Origin of the sequence: Bacteroides faecalis, from assembly GCF_003865075.1 — a bacterium.
In the GTDB taxonomy this organism is placed as follows: Bacteria; Bacteroidota; Bacteroidia; order Bacteroidales; family Bacteroidaceae; genus Bacteroides; species Bacteroides faecalis.
Genome location: NZ_BHWB01000006.1, coordinates 231,568 through 252,662, shown reverse-complemented (window position 1 = coordinate 252,662; position 21,095 = coordinate 231,568). Strand labels below are relative to the sequence as shown.

The following is a 21,095-nucleotide window of genomic DNA, read 5'->3' as shown; positions in this document are numbered from 1 at the left end:
TTTGTTATTTTATGGTACGGGTGGCAGATACTACATGTTTCTCTTTTCTTTTGATGAGCAGACAAAGTCCCAGGAAAGTAAAGAATGCATTGAGTATCAGTAGCTCGTAACTAATTTGATATCCATTGAACCATGCTTCCGAATTACTTTGAAGGATGTAGCAAAGTATAGGAGAAAGAATGGCTACGAATGGAATATATTTATCGTTTATTTGTTTCTTGGTGAAAATGCCGAAAGCGAACAGACCGAGAATTGGTCCGTATGTATAGCTGGCTAAAGTATATACAGCATCGATAACACTGGTGTTATTGAGCAAACCGAATACAAATATGACTATCCCCATCACAACTGCCATGCTGATGTGAACCCGTTTACGAAGTTTGCTCAAGGTTGCTTCTTCTTTGCTTTTAGCGTGCAATATGTCTACTGTAAAAGAGGTAGTCAGAGCTGTTAATGCTGATCCGGCAGCGGAATAGGCGGATGAGACTAACCCTATAATAAACAAAATACCGACGATACCGGGGAAATAACTACTGGTTGCTATCATAGGAAAGAGCTCGTCACTCTTTGAAGGAGCAGTAAGCCCTTGCTGCGCAACGAAAGTATAGAGTAATACACCTAACATCAGAAAAAGTAAGATGACAAAGAATTGTGAGATACTGCTGGTGATCATATTCTTCTGAGAATCCCGGAAGTTCTTGCAACTCAGATTGCGTTGCATCATATCCTGATCTAAACCATTCATTGCGATGACAGTGAAGACTCCTGCCAGAAATTGTTTGAAGAAATATCGTTTGTCGTTGATATCGTCAAAAAAGAATATACGTGAAAGCTCACTATCTGAGATCGTATTTACTAATCCTCCGAAATTAAGTTTCAAATCCGAAGCTATATAATAAATGCACAGCACAACCGAAACAACCAGACAAAAGGTTTTCAGAGAATCTGTCCAGATCAGCGATTTTACTCCTCCGCGGAAGGTATAAAGCCAAACCAAAGCTACAGTAATAGCTACATTCAGGATAAACGGAAGATGGAAAGGTTCGAATACAAGCAATTGAAGAGTAAGGCATACCAAGAAAAGGCGGACGGCTGCTCCCAACATCTTAGAGATAAAAAAGAACCAAGCCCCTGTCCGATATGATGAAGTTCCAAACCGATTTTCCAGATATTCGTAGATGGACACCAAGTTCATTCGATAGAAAAGAGGGACAAGTATAAACGCAATGATGAACTGTCCGACAATAAACCCAAGTACCATTTGGAGATAGGAGAAACAACTGCTCCCTACCATGCCCGGTACAGATACAAAAGTCACTCCGGAAATAGTAGAACCTATCATAGCAAAAGCTACTACATACCAACTTGACTTTCGGTTGCCTACAAAGAATCCTTCGTTGTCTGCTTTCCGTCCCGCAATGTATGAAACGGTGAACAATAATGCAAAATAGGCAATGATGGTGATGGTTACGGCAATCGGACTCATTTTGTGTTATTTTTCATTTCTTTCCTACAAATGTAGATAAAATCTCATAGATACACTTATTCTTGAGAGTTTTTTATTCCGGGAGTGCCACCGGTCGCATTTTTTGAGGAGGTCCAGTTCCTACTGAAAGCAGAAGCTAGCTCCGGTGATTTTTTCTCTAGGGATACACCTTGTTTCCTTTTTTTGTCGGTATGTATCTGGTCGGAATAGCCGCATTTATCAATAAGTCGGGGCTGTTCTTCATTGGTGACTATGGCAAGATAACCTCCTTCATTGTTTATTCGTGGAAACTTCGTCGTTTCTATCATTGTTTCTCCACTTACTTTATGCTTTTTAATCAAAGTACTTACGGATTTGGTGAAACAAATGTATTCATGAGACGGAATATTTATGACTAGACTACCGTCAGATGGCTCTAACACCGCTGTTGTAGTGGTTTGCGTTGTACCGGATTCATCAGCGACATATCTTAATAATTTGAATGGTGGAATAGAAACCATCTGATCCGAAGGATTGTAAAGCTCTATATATTCTGCACCATCTGTTGCGTTATCATACATGACTTCATTGAACACTAACAGATTTCTCACATCTTCCGGATAACTAGGTATATCAGGATCTTCCGGAGTATCCGGTTCGTCGGGAGTATCCGGATTATCGGGAACCTCTTCCGATCCGTCCGGATCAGTGGTCGTTGCCACATCATTTGAGAGTTGAATGTGATGAAACGTGAATCCGTTGCAACGACTTTTGGTATAAACACAGTATATGCCACAATATTCAGAACTTTGGATGCTTGTATCTCTTATCTGTTTTTCTCTCGTATATTCATTTTCTGATTCCAGCCGCGTCCAGAAAGTCCAGTAACCATTGTTGTCACATTCCACTTTGATATACAGTTTGGGAGAGTTGTTTCCTTTCATTAGTTCTCTTCCTGAAGCGAGTAATACAGATTTATTCTCATTCTGACGATAAAGAGCGACATTATCTTTAGCTCCTCCAATTTGGAGATAATAACCATTTAGAGTATTGGACAAAGTTGCTGTGGAAGAGGTAAGATAAAAGCGGGCATAATTATTGGCAGAAGGATTAAAAGTTAGTTTCACCCCGAATTCCCAACGGGTATTTCTTACCGAGGAAGAAGGAAAAGCGAGATAAGCTGTTCCGGCGGCTTCTTGTGGATCATCCAGCCGTACTCCCTCTTTTGAAGTAATTGTAAATTTGTCGGTTTCTCCCGACCAGGCAAGTTGAGTTACAGAATCATCATTTCCCTCTTCTTCCTTTTCTTCATCTTCAATGTTTAGTGCGCAGCTGCCGAGGATGAGGCAGCATATCATGCTGAATAATTGATAGAACTTCATACGGTCGATTTTATTCGTTGTTTAGGGCCGTATGGGCTTTTCTCGATTTCGGCTTTTGATACCACAAAGATACAGTAGAACTTTCGGAATATGTTTATGGAGTCAATCTTTTTTGTCCCAAAAAGAAAAAATATGGTTTATTTATCGCTTTTTGGTGGAAATGTAACGAGCTACACCGAGATTGTGTAGCTCGTAGTGGGAAATAGTCTTTTATTCGAAGTGAGGCATTACATATTTATTAGCATAAGAAGTAAAACTAAGACCGGGTATTGAATGATTGGTAAATTTCTGTTCCAGCTCCTTTATCAATGAATAGTCGTCTGCATTCAATGCATAATAATTATCAGTTTCAGGAGTTGTAACCCGGACTGTCCAGTCGAACATGTTTCCTATGATAGTCATAACATCTGTTTCCGGATTGAATGAAGGGACTCCGGTTTTTACCAGATCGTATGTCCGATTCCTCAAAACATAGAATCTATTATTGACATCCGTCATCAAAGCAAGAGTCTTTTTGTTTTTAAACTCTGTCAGATAAAGATGTTTCAAAGTTACTCCTTCCGGTAATTTGATGGCACGTACATAAGGACGTCCTTTCACTTGTTTCAGATGGAATAAATGACGGTCGGCGTCCAGTAATAGATACCCTTCGTCATATTCTTTTTTCACAGTCGGGTTTCCGGCGATGCTGGTAGCAGGAAAATGGAACCCTTTCTTTGCCATAGCCTCGGTGAATTGAAGACTTTTCTTCTCCTTCACACTGTTGGAAGCCATATCGATAAATTCTATCCCTTTGGAGTTTATACGGAATACATCATCGGGCATTTTTAAATCCACACGTCCGGACATGGATTCCAAGAGTGGATAGAGCCCGATAATCGGAGCATTAATATCTGAAGGCACACTTCGGAAATTAAAGTTTTCGGTCTGTACCATTTTGGGAGTTACTGCTATTCCATTTATTGTATCTGGGAAACGTTCATCAGACATCAACTGACGAAAGTAAAACATGGGAAGGATACTGTCGAAAGCTGTTTCCGAATAAATATTCCCTGCAAGATCGCGGCGAACCGTTCCTTTTCCTTCCTCTTGTCCTATCTGTACGAAATCATTCATCACGAAACTATAAAGTGTAAAAGGATTCTTTTCCGCCTTTACGAAAAAGAAATTGTAACACCATGGCAACTGCCAAAGAAGCAGAAGGGCAATGGTGGCATAAAATAATATGTTGCTGAAACGTTTCATCTTCATTTAATTCTTCATTTTTAGTTCTTCATTCTTCGTATCTTCAGTCTTGTTTGCCGACTTTAAATCGTATGATGGAAAGCCATGAGAAAGAGGCAGTCAGCAATGTGTAGACCAACAGATAGGGTAGAAATTTATTGTAAGCTTCCGGCGTGGGTGACAGAAAGAAAACGCGCAGCAGTAATACGGTGATCACAAGATTGATGATGCGACGTTTCCAAGCTGGTTCGAGGCAGACCCATGAGATCAGCAAATAACCGGATATTCCCGCAAGATACCATGTCAGAGCAGTTAGTAGAATATGGTTTTTCAGCTCATGGACTAATACAGTATTCAAGTAAATCTCCATTAATAGGAAATTGGAAGCGAAGCAAACCAATAGAAGTATCAATCCGGAAAGTAACATGTTTCCTGTCATTTTTAATTCGGGATAAGGCAAATGGAGAGTTAATTTCAGACATTTGCGTTGCATTTCGGGGACAAATTGTACAATCGCCATCAAGATGCCAGCAATCAATGGTATATATTGCATCATATCAATGAATATGGCATCTCTTTCCAGCATGACCTCCCATACATGCGCAACACCTTTCATTTCTATTACTCGGTTGATGCGGAGCATGCAATATCCCGTAAAACCTAGCGTCGTGACTACGGCAAGTAGGAAATACCACCGTGTCTTTATCCATTCTTTATAAAATATAGCGTACATTCTTTTTTAGTATTTACCTGTCAGACCGATGAAAGCGTCTTCCAAGTTCACGTGTTTACTATGCAGGTCTGTATAAGGCACTGCCATTAATTTCAGTTTGGTCTCTGCCTCTTCCGGTGAAAGGAAAGAAAACGTTTCCAATTGGTTTCGCATGATGGAGGGATGATAGAAATCGTCAGAGGCAGGAAATTCATACCCTTCGGGGACAGTGCAAGTGTAGCAGCGCCCTTTTTCCAGCAGTTCTGCAATAGGTTTCTGAATCAATATTTTCCCATAATCCATCATAATGCAGTCATCTATCAGGCGTTCCATATCCTGAATAATGTGCGAAGTAAGAAAGACTGTTTTACCTTCAGAACGGGCATAATCACGTAAATAGTCTACAAACAGACGGCGATAGCCGGGATCGAGTCCGAGCGAGAAGTCATCCAATACCAACAATTCGGGATTCTGTGCAAGGATTAACCCTAAGGCTACTTGCGAACGTTGTCCGCAAGACATACGTGAGATTCGCTGTCCCGGAGCTACTTTCAGTTTATTCATCAGTTCGTAGTATGCCTCTTTCTTCCATTGTCCCGGATAAAAGGCTGCATAGAATTTCTCTATCTGTGTGATGGTCATGAACTGATATTGTACATGACCTTCAATCAGTAGCCCGATATTACGACGTAAGGCCGGAGATATTGTTTGTATCTCCTGACCGAAGATGCGGCATTCTCCCGAATGTGGTTTCAGGTAGCCGCTCAGAATATTAATAGTCGTGGTTTTACCGGTACCGTTTTTTCCTAAAAGTCCCAGGATACGTCCTTGAGGCACTGTGAAACTTAGATTTTCGTAAATCAATCGTTTGCCATAGTAATGCGTCAGATTGTTACATTCTATAATTTGTTCCATTCAATTTTATTTATTATTCTATTCAAAAGAAGAGAAGGAAAAGAATCGGAATGAGGACTCCGGCCACTAGTTCTATTCCCCCTCTGCCAATAATGCCTTTATTCCCTTTCAGCATAATGATACCGGAAAGAGTGATGATAATGAGTCCGACAGCAAAAATATCTGCGAAGTACGTCCACCATTTCCCGGGATTGTAATGCAAACGAGACATTGCACCGATTAACGGGCGACGGGTTACAGATTCGTAAACTGCTTCTCCCGTCTGAACGTTTACTTGCAGATTGGAGCCACCTTTCAAAAATACTTTCATCAGTTCCGTTTTCGGAAAATAATGTTTCGTGTAGTTGTTCTCTTCTCCCAATGGTTGAAGTAATGTGAGTACTCTGTCCTTGCTCATTCGGGCTTTGTCCGGCAGTTTCTCAGTTATCTTATATTTTTTTCGTTCAATGGAGAAATTGGGATTGATGGTATCACGGTGATTCATTACAATTCCGGAAATGGCATATATCAATACCATTCCGGAAAAGAAAAATGACAAGTCACGGTGTATCAACCGGCTCCATTTACGAATCTCACTACTCAACTTCATAGGAGGTAGCTTCCATGAAATAGAATGATAAATACTCCTTACCGGTTTTTGTCTTTTGGTCAGCTATTTTAGCCCGGAAGTCAGCGATACGTGCTTCGGGAGTGTTGGCTGTTTCACCACGAGCTTTCTTTTCAGAATCGCATCCGGCTTCTCCGGTTCCATGATTCTCTGCAGCTTGTGCTTTAAGTTGAGCTTCCCAGTTCTGGAGATAAGCTTCGTCGATGCGTTGTTCTTTCAATGTTCCGGTAACACGTACCATGGAGTTTACACACTTCGGGTCGAAAGCTCCTAATTCTCCGGATTCTACACGAATTACTTGTGTATCGTCACTACCCATCAAGAAGATTTTCTTTGCTCCGTGTTTACAGGTATGAGTGCAAACGCCTTGGATGGTTACTTCTTTGTTTGCCAGGTTTTCAGCGTTTGCAAGTAACGAATCTATTTCCAGAGCAGACGAGGTTGTTTGTTCAGTTGTAGCTTCAGATACGTTTTTCTGTTGTTTGTTTCCACAGGAAGTTCCGATAATAGCAATCGCAAATAAGGCGATTGCAAGGCTTAGTTTTCTTGTTTTCATTATTATAGCTTTATTTTTAGTAGTATGTAATTTGTTGAATATTTATAGATTTGTTTTTTATTTCTGGTCTTTTACACAACGAAGCGTTTGTCCACTAAGTACACTTATATAAGCTAAGGTTAATCTACCTTCCGGATATTTAGCTAAAGTGAAAGTGCTCATTAGTCCGAAGAACTGAATATTAGAAAGTATATTAGTAGTACTATTATAACTAGGCTTATATGCAGTTGAAGTCATATAGTAGTTCATTGCGGGACTTTCATACCATTCAGTTTTGGTACTATTTCCCTTACCAATTACATTAAGTTGATATTTGGGGGTACTTGTATAGCCTGTTGACATACGAACTCCGGAAAATTGATAATTTAATCCCGCATCAATGAATGATTGTATTTTAGCTCCATCATAATCTTTATTATAGAAAATGGCTTTAGCTTTTTCTGCATCTGACGGAGTATTACCATCAACATCTTTTGTGGTGTTGCCTACAAGAGCAAGATATTCTGCATGTGTGGGGATATGCCATCCTTCGGGACATATACCTTGTGTCCCTTCAAATTCATAACAATTATCTTCTGTTACCTCTTTGCCTCCGAGTGCTGCATACATATCGTAGAGATATCCATGTTTTTTAATGGAAGTTTCGTCTTTTAGCACTTCAAAATTGTCTGCATTGATAGTGTTATTACCTTCGTTTACTATTAATCTGTATGGATACCATATATGAGAATCAGTTGTAGGATCACCTGATGGAGTATATCCTTCCGGTACATACCGTAATGGTTCCGCCATCCAAGTCGTCCCGTTAGCAAGTTTAACAGTTTTGTAAGTTTCTCCATGATAAATGAAATAACCATCATGTTCTTCAAAGACGGAAGTTTTTCCAGAATCATCTCCATCGTCTTCAGGCAAGTTTTCATTATTATCACTACAAGATGCCATAAAAGCTGCTGCGAGCATAAACATTAAATACTTTTTCATATTTCGATAAATTTAAATTATATAATAGATTTATTAGTTTAAAATGTATAACCTAACTTGATTGCTTCATTCCACCGACTTGCTCCTTCTATATACTTCAAATTGAAGCCATGTGTGTAACTTGTCTGAATCTCTGCATAAATACCACGATGGAAATTATATCTTACGCCAAGATTAAACATGACACGTGAAGCCGTCGCATATTCATTTTGCAGATTATAATAATCCATCAAACGATAAGGAGGATCGCCGGCTTCTGTGTTTGTATTAGCTGTCTTATCCTTTTCTGAATAGTTTCCGGTAGAGAAACTACCTGTAACTTTCAGATCAAATCGTCCGAGATGGACTGTTCCGGAAAGATACGCATCTCCACAAATCATTGTTTGTGAGACAGAATAGGGAAACATTTGAGTTGTGAGACTTTTGGATGCAGTTATATTCATTCCGGCACGTAACTCTCCACATCGGTTTATCAACTCGTATTCTGGTTGAACAGAGAATATATTTCTTTCAAAGATACGGTTGGAGCCATAGACATAAGTGGTTGTCACCCCATTGGAAGTCTCTTCTCCCAACACATTTTCATTATTAACCTGGTGTGACCAAGTTAAATTCAAACGTATGAAATGTTCGGCTTTCCCTCGTGTGAAACGATAATTCAGATGTGAAGTGATCCGGTGTGTAGGGAACTTGAACCAAATACTCTCTTTCTCTCCGGCTGAACCGGAAGAATGACTATATTCCACATCTCCATAGAACGACTTCCACTGTAGTTGGACAGCTATTCCGTGAGATAGCTCTTTGATAGGAAATCCATTGATGCCCGATTCATTCAGATGAATACCACTACCTTCCCATGTTTCGTAAGCTCCATACATCAGCCCTTTATCCAGAAAAGCATAATAAGGTGTTGAGGCTGTTCCTACTTCTTCAGCTTTGACAGACTCACTGTTCTTTCCGAAAATATAAGAAAGTCCGATTGCATAATCATTAGAATAATACATAATTCCCGGAGCCACTTTAAGATCTAACCGATAGTTGGTATGTCGTAGATCTTTGCGCTTTGAATAGTTGGCAGAGGCGAAATTCATCTTACCACCGATACGCCAATGGGGAGCGATGTTTGTTGCAATACCCCCCATGAAGGAGTAGGTTTGTAAGTCTTTGCGTCCGGGAGTAAATTCCAATATATCTACCGGATAAAATCCCGGATGAATAAACATAGAACCACACATGTTTTTGTCGGAAGTCTGATCGAATGAGAATGAACCTGTCAGAGAATAATTTTTCAGATGAGTGATCGATTTGGCTACTGCCCCGGCACTCCAAAGTTGGTTTGCCTCATAATAATTGCGGAAATCACCATGAGTGTTCTTTCCATATAGTTCGGCATAGGAGGTAGTAAGGCTGTCCAACATGATACCTGTAACGTTTGTACCTGCATTCCAGGGGTTCCGACGTTCTATAATGTCATATGATTGTGCTGAGATACCAGATACCATGCACAACAGAAGACATCCTATATATATTCTTTTTTTATCAGTCATGCAAAGATTGTTTTTCTCGTTCATAAAAATCGTTGGAAGAATTGTTGGTGTCTTCCAATATTTCGTAACCAGCTTCATTTGATGCTTCCTCATCTGTGCGACGGAATAGCGTTTTTCCGTCATACAGAGCACTTTGAGTTACGTACCCTGCATCGATAGAGGGAGACAAACGTTTCTTATTATTTGAAGAACCGCCATAGTATATTTCTACACCGTCCAGTATCCATTCATTCGGTATTTTTACAACCCGGTCTATGGTACTTCCCGGTTTTTGAATCACATTGTTTTCGTTGTTTACAAATTCTTGTATAGTGGTATTTTGCGCTTTAAAAATAACCGTAGCAGGAGAAAAAACGGAGAAGGTATAGGCATTTGCTTGTCCGGTCTTTATCACCACATTCAGGTAATGATCGGGATTAATCTGATCACCCGGTGCCGGATGATATAGCGTATTCCAGAAATATACAGGATTGTAGCAGACGAAATATCCGGGTTTATTCAGATTCACCGATAAGGGATATTGGGCAGCATGGTTAATGGCTCCGCCTATCACGACCACTGCATCTTCTCCCGGAGCCATAGGAAAAGATTGTCCATCACCGCCGAATTGCCAGATACTTTGGGCAATAGGTACGAATTCGGGGAAAATTGTAACTCCTGTGGTAGGGTCTTGTGACACCCAGACATTGGTTGCCTGTGAATTGTAAGGGTCCAGTGTACCAAAACACAGCTGGTCCAGATATTGTGTTTCAGATGTATTATTGTGTAGGATAATGTACTTATCGGACTGATAATTACCTTCAATCGGAAGCTTGGTACATCCTCCGCAATAAATCTCTTTGATAACAATAGCACCGGATCTGGAGTGAGTCAGAGGAATGTTGAGCGTGATATCTCCATTTACAAGTTTTACATTGTCTGCCAATCCATTGAAAATATCGCGGTCTGCTCTATCACTGACTTGTACCCGGTATAGTCCGTTGGTCAGATCAAAAGAAACAATTCCATTCTTGTCTGTTGTTGCTTTATAAGTATTTCCTCGATTGATATCTTCTATTTTTACAGTAGCTCCTTCCCGGAGATAACTACTGTAATCTTCAGGATAAATTGCCGTTATCCGGAGTGTGTGCAATTGATCATCATAAGGATTGTCCTTGTTGATGTCCATACAACCACTTATAGTGAGAATCGTTATAAATATGTATGATAAATGCTTCATTGTTCTAGAGTTTTATGCGACAGGTTAAGCCATAATAGAAATTAGGGGTGAAGATAGCACTTACTCCTGTGGCGTAAGAAGTAACATATTTCCGCGAATTTGTAAAGTTGATAGCGTTAAGTGACAACGATACATGATCACCAATTTCTTTGGTAATATTTATATTGGCTGAAAAATAAGGATCATATCCATCTGCGGCAAATGTGTACGCATTTCCCGATTTTCGTATCAGGTTTGCGAAAGCAGCATTCTTTGCTTCTTTTTCGGTGAAGGGGTGTACTTCATTATTAAGGTCGAGATAAGCTACCGGATAAATTGCCGTATATGAATTTCCATCATAAATACTGCCTCCTGTTGTGGCATTACTACTTTCACTGACATTAAAAGCATACTCTTTACCGTTGTATTCGGACAGGTTTTGCGACCGTTTCAGTAGCGAAGCTTCCAATCTGAATGAAAAAATCAGTCTGGCTTTTGGTATATGAGTGGTTGCTGTGATATTGGCATCCAATGAATGGGTACGTTTTCCGTTGGCTGTGGATGATGAATTATCTCCACTAGCATAGATACCTACATATTGGTAAGAGCGGTTGGGGATACCGGTATGCGACCATCCTGTTTGATAATAGTAAGAAAGAGAGTTATCTATATACTTTGTATAAGTATAAGCTGCGTCCAAGCGAATCTGTGTACGGAGAGGAGTTATTTCGGGGAAATCAACAATCATTTCCGTTCCACGTCGGGTAATATCAGGTCCGTTATCCGGAGAAATAGAGTTAATGAATGTGCGGTTTGTAACTTTTACATCCATCGGGGTCCAGGCTTCCGATTCATTTCCGCGGATATACACCATTCCGGTTTGACTATCCACATTAATCAATGGATTAGTAGGCATATTGAATCCATCTGGTAGTTGGAGGACATCATAAGAAAATGGTGTATAGGCATTGCTATATTTATAAGGATTCTTGGTACGGTTGAAGTATCCAACCAGTGAAACTTTTGTTTTTGCGATATCCATGTCAATTCCCAGTTCCGCATTCTGGTTTCGTTGCCAACGGAGATTACTATTGTGTAATAATATATAAGGCTGACTATAATAAACATAGGATGTCTCGTTACTATTATAAGAAACTCCGAAAGTCTGTATATCACGATACTCCTGTCGAGGGTAGAGAGTATAGTAAGAAGGTAACTTTTCTGCGACTCCCCATCCTCCCCGGATAGCAATGTTCCGGTTCAACTCCCATTTGGCATTGAAACGTGGCGATAAGGTATTCAGACTTTTATATTCAGTTCCGCTAATAAATAGATTTTCCCAGCGTAGACCTGCCATAAGTCTTAACGTCGTATTTCCAATGGGGACTGACAGACTTTCTTCCACATAGAATGCCACATTGTGCATATATGGATAAGATGTATAGGAACGGGGACGATATCCGTTGGGAGCTAACGAAGGATCTTTATAATACTCTCCTTTTCCCACATTGCCTGTTGCTTTCCATTGAATTCCTGCTGCCAGGCTATTATTAATTTGTTTGAAACGACGGTTCCATTCATATTTGAAAGAAGCCGCATAATCCAACTCTTTAGAATTGATAATCTGATCGGCAAAAAAAGAATAAGGTAGTTTGCCGGCAAGGAAATAGCCTTCTGCTTCGGTATGTACGGCTGGTTGCTCAGAAGCATAAGAGTAGGGAGTATGTGCATGCGAGTAATTGTCGTTGTAATATACTGATGCATCAAACTTAACGTTTGTAATCCATGATTTGTTAAGTAACCAATTCAATGATGTGTTTACGCGGAATACATTGTCTCTTACTTTAGTGTATTCACCGGTGTATGCATCCGGATCATCTTTGGTATTCATACCTCCGATATTACCGGTAAATCCAATGTTGAAACGGAAAGCTTCTTGGAAAGTATTGTTATAGCCTACGGAGAAACCTCTTCGTGTATAAGAGCTGTAGGGTGAAGACAACTTTTGAGTTGCTTTGGTCCACTCCCCACTGAAATTGACAATGCCTTTATCATTTTCTAAATCGATCCCTTTGGAGAATGAAAGTTGTTCAGTACGAGGATTAATGGCTAGTAGAATTTCCCAGGGTGTTTTACCTTTCTTGGTACGGATATTGACCATGCCACTGTTCAAATCACCATACTCCGCCGAGGGTACTCCCGTCATGACTTCTACTGATTCAATGTTTGCAACAGCAATGCTACGCGTGTCTATTCCGTTCATATTGCCGAAAGAAGCATTGTTTCCCATGCGTATTCCGTCTACCGCTACTGCTGTGCCGAAAGCTGCATTTCCTGCGGTTGATCCACCGTCTCTCAATGAAAATACATTGTTGGTAGTTAAGTCGGGCACTTTTGTCTTTCCACCGGGAAGGAGAGAGGATATGTCACTAACATTAGAGACTTGAAGATGTTCTAAAGCGTTACTCCCAATGATGAGAGTTGTATTTAATTCGTTTTTAGGCGCTTGTGCAGTAATAACCACATCGTCTAGTGCCAGAGTATTCTCTTTGAGTTGTATATCTAAATCTTTGATGTCTTCATGGACATTAACGGGAACGATGGCAGTTACATAGCCTAGAAAAGAAACTTCCAGTTCATATTTCCCTTTCTGAACTCCCTGTATTGTGAATTCTCCTTTTTGGTTGGACACAGCCCATAGATAAGAGCTCTTAACTGTAATGGATGCGCCAGGCAATAGATAATGAGTCTTCTCTTCGGATATACGACCCGAAATCACAAATACATCCGGCTCAGCGGCAACTTTGAATATAGTAAAACAAAAGAGCCCTAACAGCATTATTTTTAGTCGGAAAGATCTCATCGTTAAATTTTGTGCAAAGTTCACTATAGAATTGCTTTCTGGCAATCACAATAAATAGTGGTTTTTAGGTGGAATGATACCTATAATTAGCGATGAGCGAACAATAATAATTGATTTTCAACTATTGATGCGTTAAATAAACAACTGCTGTTGTTCCTAAATAACTAATAAATTATATGCTATAATTGTTTTATTTAGAAGTACCTGATGTCGCGACTTTTTTGTTAATATAATCTATAGCAGCTTCTAATACCTTGTCACGTCCTTCACGAATCCCCTGAATGCTGCTTTTGACTTCAATATCCGGTACAATACCAATTTCTCCTCCAATAGAACTACCCATGTATAAATCATAGAATATTTGATGGAAAAGTAGTAATAAGTGGATAAGTTTTTTGAACCATAGTAAAAATAATATCTTTTGAAGATATGCATTTTATTTTTGTTTTATCTGATATGCCATCTTTTTCATAATCTTCAATTTTTATGTAGAATAAAACTTTATGGCAGTTGTAAACTTTCTATTTTTAATTTGTCCTCAGCCTTTCATACTTCAACAATTTCAGCTTTCATTTTCTGAGGATAAATCAAGTAACAAAATGGGATAGAGGGAACCTTATATTGGTCTCTTATTTCGTTGATCTTTCCGTTTACACTCAATGATCGCCAAGGAATTTCTTCTTCTTTCATGAGTTTATTCCAAGCTGGTAACTGCTTAGGGTCATCTAAAGTAATATACACGAAATCAATTACATCTTTCTTTTTTTCATGGAGTTCTTTTAAAAGAGGAATTAATTTGTGACATGGACCACACCATGAAGCGGAAAAGATGAGTAGGGTATATTTGTTTTCGTTACTGATAATTGTTTCTTTCTGCTCCGTCAGGCGGTTTATTAGCTTCGTGTCAGAGAATTTATCAGTGAGTATTTTAATATATTCATTGAGCTTTTGTCCATAATGGCTTTGTTTTTGCTGCTTTGAAAACAAGTTTCTGAGTGAAATTAATTGTTCGGTAGAGAATGATTCCTTTTTATCATAGAGTAGCAGAGTATTGCTATGCGAATCAGGAGCTTGTGAAATCATATGGTAAAACTTATCATAGAGTTGATCTGTTGTCAAGTCTTTGTATTTTACGTATAGGTCGTTCTTGTTAGTGAGAGTTCTTCGTAGCTCAGAAGAAGGATTTATAAGATCAAATCTAGGACTTATGATAACATTGTTTATACCATAAAAAGTACTGTTTCTGATTGTGTCTTGATACACAAACTTAGCATGTATGAATAAAGTATCAGCATTGTCCAGATAAGAAAGTGCTGTGAAAAAGAGTGTTGAGTCTTTATCTGCAATAACTCTGAAGCATGGATGCATGAACTTAATTTTTGGTGAGTCATTACGTTTACCAAAGAATTGAAAGTATTGGGCTTGATCAAGAATAGAATCCGGGATCTGATACAACCAACTATTTGTATTAGCTTGGTAATCGCCTAAGTATTCTGTGTTTTCTGTCAAATTAGATGTTGTTCTACATTTTCCTCAAATCCGCAACTAAGCCCTTGAACGTCCTTATTGCGTTTACACGTCCTCTCATTACTGAATTTGCAGATAATTTGAACTTGAAGCACCCACTTCTGCCTACAATATCCCCTTACCCCACAATGTGACTTGAGGCAATACACAATATCATTCCCATAAGTTGTAGGCATTATCCAAAATCAGTCTGGAAAACATCTGCGTAAGCATTATTACAGGTATAGATGTTCAGCACATACCGCCTTGATGTCCTGATCCACTTGGCTGGTACAGAGATAAACCTGAAGACAAACGCTTTTATGCGACTTGTTGCATTGAGCCCGAACTTCTTTACGTCAAGTCTTTGAATAATGGCCTTGTAAAAGTTACGGATAAGTGCTGTAAGAAGAAGGAACACTGTGTTCTCTGCCATGAAGGATTTGGGCAATCTGTCCCACCCGAAACCATTGTTCATATCATCGAAGATACGTTCCTTTCCTCCACGAAGGTTATAGAACTCGACAATTTCTCTTACGGAAGAATCATAGTCGTTAGTCAGGATACAACGGTATGTGTATTCTCCTTCCCAAAAATCCTGCACACCATCCATCCGTTTCTGTCTTTGAATCACAAGTCGATATGCCTTACCTTTCCACTTCTCAACAAGGATAGAGTTCAATTCAAACTCAATGCCATTGATTTCCTCAGTTTTCCAGCCTTTGAGAGCAAAGGTGTCATTGTAGATCGAACTGCAGCGGTTAGCACGGATATAGAAGGACTTGCAGTGTTTTTCTATTTCCTCCACGATTTCCTCGGAACATGATCCACAATCAGCTCTGAAGCGATTGATAGTGAGCCCATTCTGTTCAAATCTCGCAAAGAACCTCTTCAGCGTGTCCTTCTGATGGAAACGAACATTTGTGTTACCATCGCTATTCTCTATACCGACTATCAAATCGCCAATAACCGCCACGCCAGGGCGATAACCAAGGAACTTCTTGTATGTAGGCTTTGCATCATACTTCTCTGTCTCTATGAACTGATGGTCGAAATCAACATCATACATCTCACCCTCTTTCAGTTGGCCAGATGCAAATATACAATTGAGCAATAAAGTATTGAGAGTGTCAGCCGTATTGAAATCGTAGGTCTTGCCCATATCTGATGTGTATGAAATGTTTTCTTGCGTCAACTCCTTTATCGCCCTGAGGATAGTATCAGAGCTACAAGTGCGAAGTGTCGGATGAAGCGAGAGGTGGTTCATCAAATGAGTAGTGACATCCTCAATACATGAACCGCTACAGAAGTAGATACTCATGAGAGAACGGATGATTTCGCTGTACTGATAACCGAACGATCTACACCTTAGACCGAGGGTTGAGTCGATTACAGATGATAATGTGGAGTCAAATTGCTCCATGATTGAAAATAATCCCCCAAAAGGAGTGAGTCTCTCAGATTTAATTTGTATCTTCGCCATGTCTATCGTCGGATTCTCTTGTTTTTTTTGCAACACTAAGATAAGTGAAAATTCTGACATGGCAAAATCCTGAGCAACTTTTTGTTGCTCAGGTACTTAAAAAGTTTAATTTATAATAGTGTTGCGGAATTAAGGATTTTAAAACATCATACGGTGGTATATTATTGAGTGTTACTTTTATTACCCGTTGCTGAGCATGTGTGAACATGCAACAAAATGATAGTATAATTGAAAGAATTACTGTTTTCATATGTCTGATTTAATTTGAGAAACTTTGTATTATTACAGATTTTATTTGTCGTCTTTCTGATTTTTATAAATTGGTAATAAAGATATATCAAAAAAGGTGTTCGACAACTAAGTTCTATGTTCTTTAAAGTATTTAACGGGCATTTTTAATGAATTCTAAGTATGTAAAATTACTTTCCTTCATAGCTGACTGCATCATTTGTTATAATTGACTGTTTCTTTTTAATGAATTGACCGTATCTTTAGTCGTAAGTATAAATCAAATGATACTTTTTCATATACTCTTCTTATATAAAATGCAAGTTTTGCAATTCCTGAAATAAGTGTTTAGTCATATATTGCTTTATTCTTTAAATTTGATCAACATTAATACCGGATTGTCATCTTCTTTAAGTTTCGAAGCAATCTCTTTCAATTCTCCTTCCAATTTACCGTCGTTATAATCTTTAAGTAATCTTTCAGGAGTTATACGACAAAGTCCTGTATTATGGGGTAAAGCTATTTTGCCGCCTTTCATCGGGAAGGAAATAGGAAGACGCGTAGCAAGTCGATAAAACTCGTCAGACTGTTTGTCGTAAATTATATTAATAGACGATATGCGCTCTTGGAATTCCTTCTTACATGCTAATAAGGAGATATATCTATCGGTAAAAAAATCAACTCCTACCAACATTGGGGGATCCATTTTATGTGTTGATGGATTCTTTATCATTATAGGTATTAACTTTCTATCTTTCAAAGAATAAAGGGTGTCGTCTGCAAATTCTGTAATCATAATATTCGGAGTGTTTTGGGATAAAGGAAATAGACCTATATCTAGAATTGCTATTCTTTGTCCATTCTTCATTTCGTTGGATTGGCTGCCCATTCTGTTAGGTATGTAATAATTCAAAGGAGTTATTTCTCCTGTTTGTTTCGAAATAAAAAAGTAAGGGTTATCTCTCTTACTGTAATCTTCCTGATTCATTTTTTCCCCAGACTCCTCTGTGTGATCCAGAAAATAAACGTTATGGCAAAACAGGTAATCTTTATCATAATTCATTAAACATTCAGGAAAAAATTTTCTAGGTAAGGCTAAGCTGCGATTAAATTTCCCATCAATTGAATAAACGAAGATTTTGGCTTTATGAATATCATTAACAAATAATTCTTCTTTTTCTTCGTCTAGAATGATGTTACCATATATGCTAATATATTCTTCCGGCCCTCCTCCTCTGTAGTTGAAAGAATATAGACTTTTTCCTTTCCGGTTGAACACAAAAATCTGACCATTGCTATTATGATATATAATATAACGGTCTGAAACAACATCTGGACGAGGACGATTAACTAATGTACTATCATTTGTTTCTAACGGGATATATTCTATATTTGCGATTTTTTCCAGAACTAGTATCTTTTCAGGAGTTTTTGTTATATCAATGACTACTGGGTCTGTTCTGATGTTTTTTATTGAATCATTTGTAGGATTACTAGAACTACCTGTCGTAGATTTAGTAGAACAACCTGTTAATGCTAATATGGATAATACTATAATGATCAGATGTTTCACATGGCGTTTTAATAATTAGATTCGGAAAAATGGTAACAATAATAATCTCTAGCTCACTTGTCATCATGGCATTGCTGGAGAGGAGTTCATAATTATATATATCATCTAACCAGATCCTATCTTAATTATTATAGGAGTGTTGTTCATAGCTTTTATTTATGTGTTTTAAGTCTTAGATTCCTTTTCCGTTAAATATAGTATTAAATTTAATATATCTGTTATAAGTTGATTGTAAGCATTTGGTAACCCCCGTCTCACGAGGTCTTTAAAGATATTGAGATATCTCTTAAGAATTCCGACTTTTCTCTGAAAAAGTTCCAGTTTTTAAGAGACATCTCTTACTTTTTAGGAGATTCTTAAATGATTGCACGCTCTTTGAGCGAGTGAGGAAGCAACTCAGCCAAGTCCTTTGAGTAATCATTATCATACTCATGAACGTGGTTAAGTAAGTAGTTCATCCACTCATTGAAGTCTACGCCTACCGCTTTGCAGCATCCCATCAGAGAGTAAATCACAGCAGCATCTTCAGCTGCTTCATGATTGCCGCAGAAGAGATAGTTCTTGCGGCCCAAAGCTACCGGGCGTACACTATTTTCGATGAGATTATTATCGGGCAGATATCGACCATCCATGGTATAACGCACCAGCTGACGTGAGTAATTCAAGAAGTAGCCGATGGCTTTTCCTATAGGGCTCTTGGGAAGCACATTGTTCTGTTCACATATACACCATTTTTCAAAAGCACGTATAATGGGATAAGCGAGTCGTTTGCGTAACTCCATGCGTTGGATGGTATCCATATTTTGATCGTCAGCCATTCGTTCTACATCATAGAGCATGCCGATTTGGGCTAACGCATGTTCCGCTCTAGCCTTATCATGGGTTAACGCTCTGTCAAAATAGCGTCTGGCATGCGCCCAACAGCACAGGGTGGTGATACCTTTAAACTTTTCCAAGATGTTATATCCAGCGTAACCATCTGTTTGTATGGCTCCTTGATAATCTTTAAAGAGTTGGATAACCACTTTTTGGCCTCTTGATCCTTCGTTATAGGAAAAGAAAATCAAATTGTTTACTACACTCCGAACCAACCATAAGTATCCTTTTACCGTTTGATGCTTCTCATTATTAATAATCGGAACCGTGGTTTCATCAGATTGAACGTAATCTGTGGCTAAAACGAGTGCTCTTAATCGATAATAAGCAGGCCGCATTAAATCTGCTACATCATGGAACCAGGATTCGATGGTTGATGGAGGTATGCTAACCCCTAATCGCTTATACATTTGGACTTGCCTGTAGAAAGGAAGATGATCTACATACTTTCCAACCATTAGGTCTGTAAGTAGCGATGCGCTTGCGTAACTTTTGGCAATGGGTTCATTCTGTACAGGAGCGGTTAGTATCTCCTTCGTGTCTTTGCGCATACCTTTGTGGCGGATAGTCACTCGAACATATAATTCAGCAGGATTAAACTCCAAGTGTTCAGATGTCTCAGTATCATCAAACAGTACCCATTCATCCTCATGCCCTTTGTACCCATCAGGATAGATATGTTCTTCTACACGAGGAAGGCTTTCAGGTAACTTCTGCCGAACAGGGACTCGCTTTTCGTGCTCTTTGACTGTTACTTTTTTGTAGTCGGTAATTTCTTCAATGGCCTTTCGAGCGGTTTCCTCCTCTTCAGGCGTCATCTCAAGTTGTTCAAAGTCAAGTTTGAGTTGATTCGGATCATCGGGGATTCGTCGTTTTTCCGACATGGCTCCCCACATCTTCCGTTCCAGATAGAGAAGTTTCTGTTCCAGTTGGGCGATAAGATTGTCTTTATCTTCAATCGTTTTATCTCGTTTCTGGAGAGCTTCCTCTTTTTCTGCCAGCTTAGCCTCGTACGTAGCCTTCATTTTCTTTGCATCGCTCAATTCCTTCAGCTGTTGTTCTGCTTTAGCAGCACGACGATATTCCGCGTCGCGGTCGCGAAGCAGCTGGTCAATGAGGGTTTGTTGATTCGGGCTTTCTGACATCTTTTAGTTCTTTATTTATGGTGTAAAGATACGAAAATCAGGCGTTTTTCCATGCTTTGTGATGCCAAAAAGTCACAATAAACACTACTATTTCTTAGGGTTCCAACGACTGCATCGCTTAACATCTGAAGTTGATATTCCTTGCACAATCATCATCAAGTCAGACCACTTTATATTTCTTGAGGTAGCCGTATCATCCGAGTCTATTTCGGGAAGTTTAAAGGCTCCTCTCTCGAGCTTCATATTATAGATAACCAAGCCCCCATATTCAGTATGAAGTATCTTTAAACCGGTCAATGATTTATTGATGAAGATGTAAGCATCTCCATCCTGAACGTCCATACCCATGTGATTGGTTACGATACCACTTAGTGAATAGAAGCTTTTGCGCATATCCGTGGGATATGGGTATAGGAAGAATCGGTTTGAGTCATTTAGATTAAACATAGACTACTGGCATAAAAGGATTAAGGAGCGGAGCATCTCAAGCGGCATGTCGCTATTCACTCGAAGGGTCACACCATTTTGGTATACTATTTCACAAGCGACATTGTTCTCCATCTTCACTTCTGGAATGATGGTGGTGCCCATAGTGATTTTTCCATTTTGACGGTTCATCTGTACTGGTACAAATCCCTTGCTTTGCGGTAACAATGACTCTGTAAGCTTTTTACGCCAATAGTAGAATTTACTTTCTTCAAAACCTGTATTACCACAATAGTCGCGAATGGAAAGGCCAGTAGATTTCCAATCCTCATGAATCTTTTTGAATTCATCTAAAGTTAAGTTCTTCATATCTTTCACGTTTTATAATTTGCGCGCAAAGGTATGAAG

18 protein-coding genes are annotated in these 21,095 nt (G+C 39.0%); all 18 read right to left on the bottom strand.

The genetic code is table 11. The features are described 5' to 3' along the window. Positions 1-4: 4 nt before the first annotated feature. Complete coding sequence (locus tag EJF25_RS12675) at positions 5-1,486, bottom strand: sodium:solute symporter (protein ID WP_125041446.1); 1,482 nt, start codon at positions 1,484-1,486, stop codon at positions 5-7. A gap of 56 nt (positions 1,487-1,542) precedes the next feature. Continuing rightward, positions 1,543-2,847 (bottom strand): lamin tail domain-containing protein, encoded by a 1,305-nt coding sequence (locus tag EJF25_RS12670; protein ID WP_125041445.1) that lies wholly within the window; start codon positions 2,845-2,847, stop codon positions 1,543-1,545. A gap of 210 nt (positions 2,848-3,057) precedes the next feature. Then, positions 3,058-4,092 carry a DUF4857 domain-containing protein gene (locus EJF25_RS12665; protein ID WP_125041472.1) on the bottom strand — a complete coding sequence of 345 codons (1,035 nt, stop codon included), beginning with the start codon at positions 4,090-4,092 and terminating at the stop codon, positions 3,058-3,060. A 43-nt stretch (positions 4,093-4,135) separates the two neighbouring features. Then, entirely contained in the window at positions 4,136-4,804 is a 669-nt protein-coding gene (locus EJF25_RS12660) for a hypothetical protein (RefSeq protein WP_125041444.1), read from the bottom strand. A 6-nt stretch (positions 4,805-4,810) separates the two neighbouring features. After that, positions 4,811-5,698 (bottom strand): ABC transporter ATP-binding protein, encoded by an 888-nt coding sequence (locus tag EJF25_RS12655; protein ID WP_125041443.1) that lies wholly within the window; start codon positions 5,696-5,698, stop codon positions 4,811-4,813. Positions 5,699-5,720: 22 nt separating this feature from the next. Next, positions 5,721-6,287 carry a PepSY-associated TM helix domain-containing protein gene (locus EJF25_RS12650; RefSeq protein ID WP_125041442.1) on the bottom strand — a complete coding sequence of 189 codons (567 nt, stop codon included), beginning with the start codon at positions 6,285-6,287 and terminating at the stop codon, positions 5,721-5,723. Further along, positions 6,274-6,861, bottom strand: a complete 588-nt coding sequence (locus EJF25_RS12645) for a hypothetical protein (RefSeq protein ID WP_125041441.1) — start codon at positions 6,859-6,861, stop codon at positions 6,274-6,276. The genes EJF25_RS12650 and EJF25_RS12645 overlap by 14 nt, the downstream gene beginning before the upstream one ends. 57 nt (positions 6,862-6,918) lie before the next feature. Beyond that, entirely contained in the window at positions 6,919-7,842 is a 924-nt protein-coding gene (locus EJF25_RS12640; protein WP_125041440.1) for an FISUMP domain-containing protein, read from the bottom strand. Positions 7,843-7,880: 38 nt separating this feature from the next. Next, positions 7,881-9,389: a DUF6850 family outer membrane beta-barrel protein gene (locus EJF25_RS12635; protein WP_125041439.1), complete on the bottom strand. Its 1,509-nt coding sequence runs from the start codon at positions 9,387-9,389 to the stop codon at positions 7,881-7,883. Further along, positions 9,382-10,608 carry a DUF4876 domain-containing protein gene (locus tag EJF25_RS12630; protein WP_125041438.1) on the bottom strand — a complete coding sequence of 409 codons (1,227 nt, stop codon included), beginning with the start codon at positions 10,606-10,608 and terminating at the stop codon, positions 9,382-9,384. Before EJF25_RS12630 ends, EJF25_RS12635 begins: the two co-directional genes overlap by 8 nt. Before the next feature lie 4 nt (positions 10,609-10,612). After that, on the bottom strand, positions 10,613-13,426 hold the full coding sequence (locus EJF25_RS12625) for a TonB-dependent receptor (RefSeq protein ID WP_370685720.1): 2,814 nt from the start codon (positions 13,424-13,426) through the stop codon (positions 10,613-10,615). Positions 13,427-13,640: 214 nt separating this feature from the next. Further along, the gene (locus EJF25_RS24905) at positions 13,641-13,793 is read right to left on the bottom strand and encodes a hypothetical protein (RefSeq protein ID WP_160119411.1); all 153 of its coding nucleotides are present in this window, start codon (positions 13,791-13,793) and stop codon (positions 13,641-13,643) included. Between the two features lie 203 nt (positions 13,794-13,996). After that, entirely contained in the window at positions 13,997-14,959 is a 963-nt protein-coding gene (locus EJF25_RS12620; protein WP_125041436.1) for a TlpA family protein disulfide reductase, read from the bottom strand. Between the two features lie 193 nt (positions 14,960-15,152). Further along, the gene (locus tag EJF25_RS12615) at positions 15,153-16,439 is read right to left on the bottom strand and encodes an IS1380-like element ISBf12 family transposase (RefSeq protein WP_009040242.1); all 1,287 of its coding nucleotides are present in this window, start codon (positions 16,437-16,439) and stop codon (positions 15,153-15,155) included. A gap of 592 nt (positions 16,440-17,031) precedes the next feature. After that, positions 17,032-18,240 carry a DUF4934 domain-containing protein gene (locus EJF25_RS12610; protein WP_125041435.1) on the bottom strand — a complete coding sequence of 403 codons (1,209 nt, stop codon included), beginning with the start codon at positions 18,238-18,240 and terminating at the stop codon, positions 17,032-17,034. A gap of 356 nt (positions 18,241-18,596) precedes the next feature. Further along, entirely contained in the window at positions 18,597-20,261 is a 1,665-nt protein-coding gene (tnpC, locus tag EJF25_RS12605) for an IS66 family transposase (protein WP_125041434.1), read from the bottom strand. A gap of 87 nt (positions 20,262-20,348) precedes the next feature. Beyond that, positions 20,349-20,708 (bottom strand): IS66 family insertion sequence element accessory protein TnpB, encoded by a 360-nt coding sequence (gene tnpB, locus EJF25_RS12600; RefSeq protein WP_125041433.1) that lies wholly within the window; start codon positions 20,706-20,708, stop codon positions 20,349-20,351. Positions 20,709-20,711: 3 nt separating this feature from the next. Then, positions 20,712-21,056 (bottom strand): IS66 family insertion sequence element accessory protein TnpA, encoded by a 345-nt coding sequence (tnpA, locus tag EJF25_RS12595; protein ID WP_125041432.1) that lies wholly within the window; start codon positions 21,054-21,056, stop codon positions 20,712-20,714. Between the last annotated feature and the right edge of the window lie 39 nt (positions 21,057-21,095).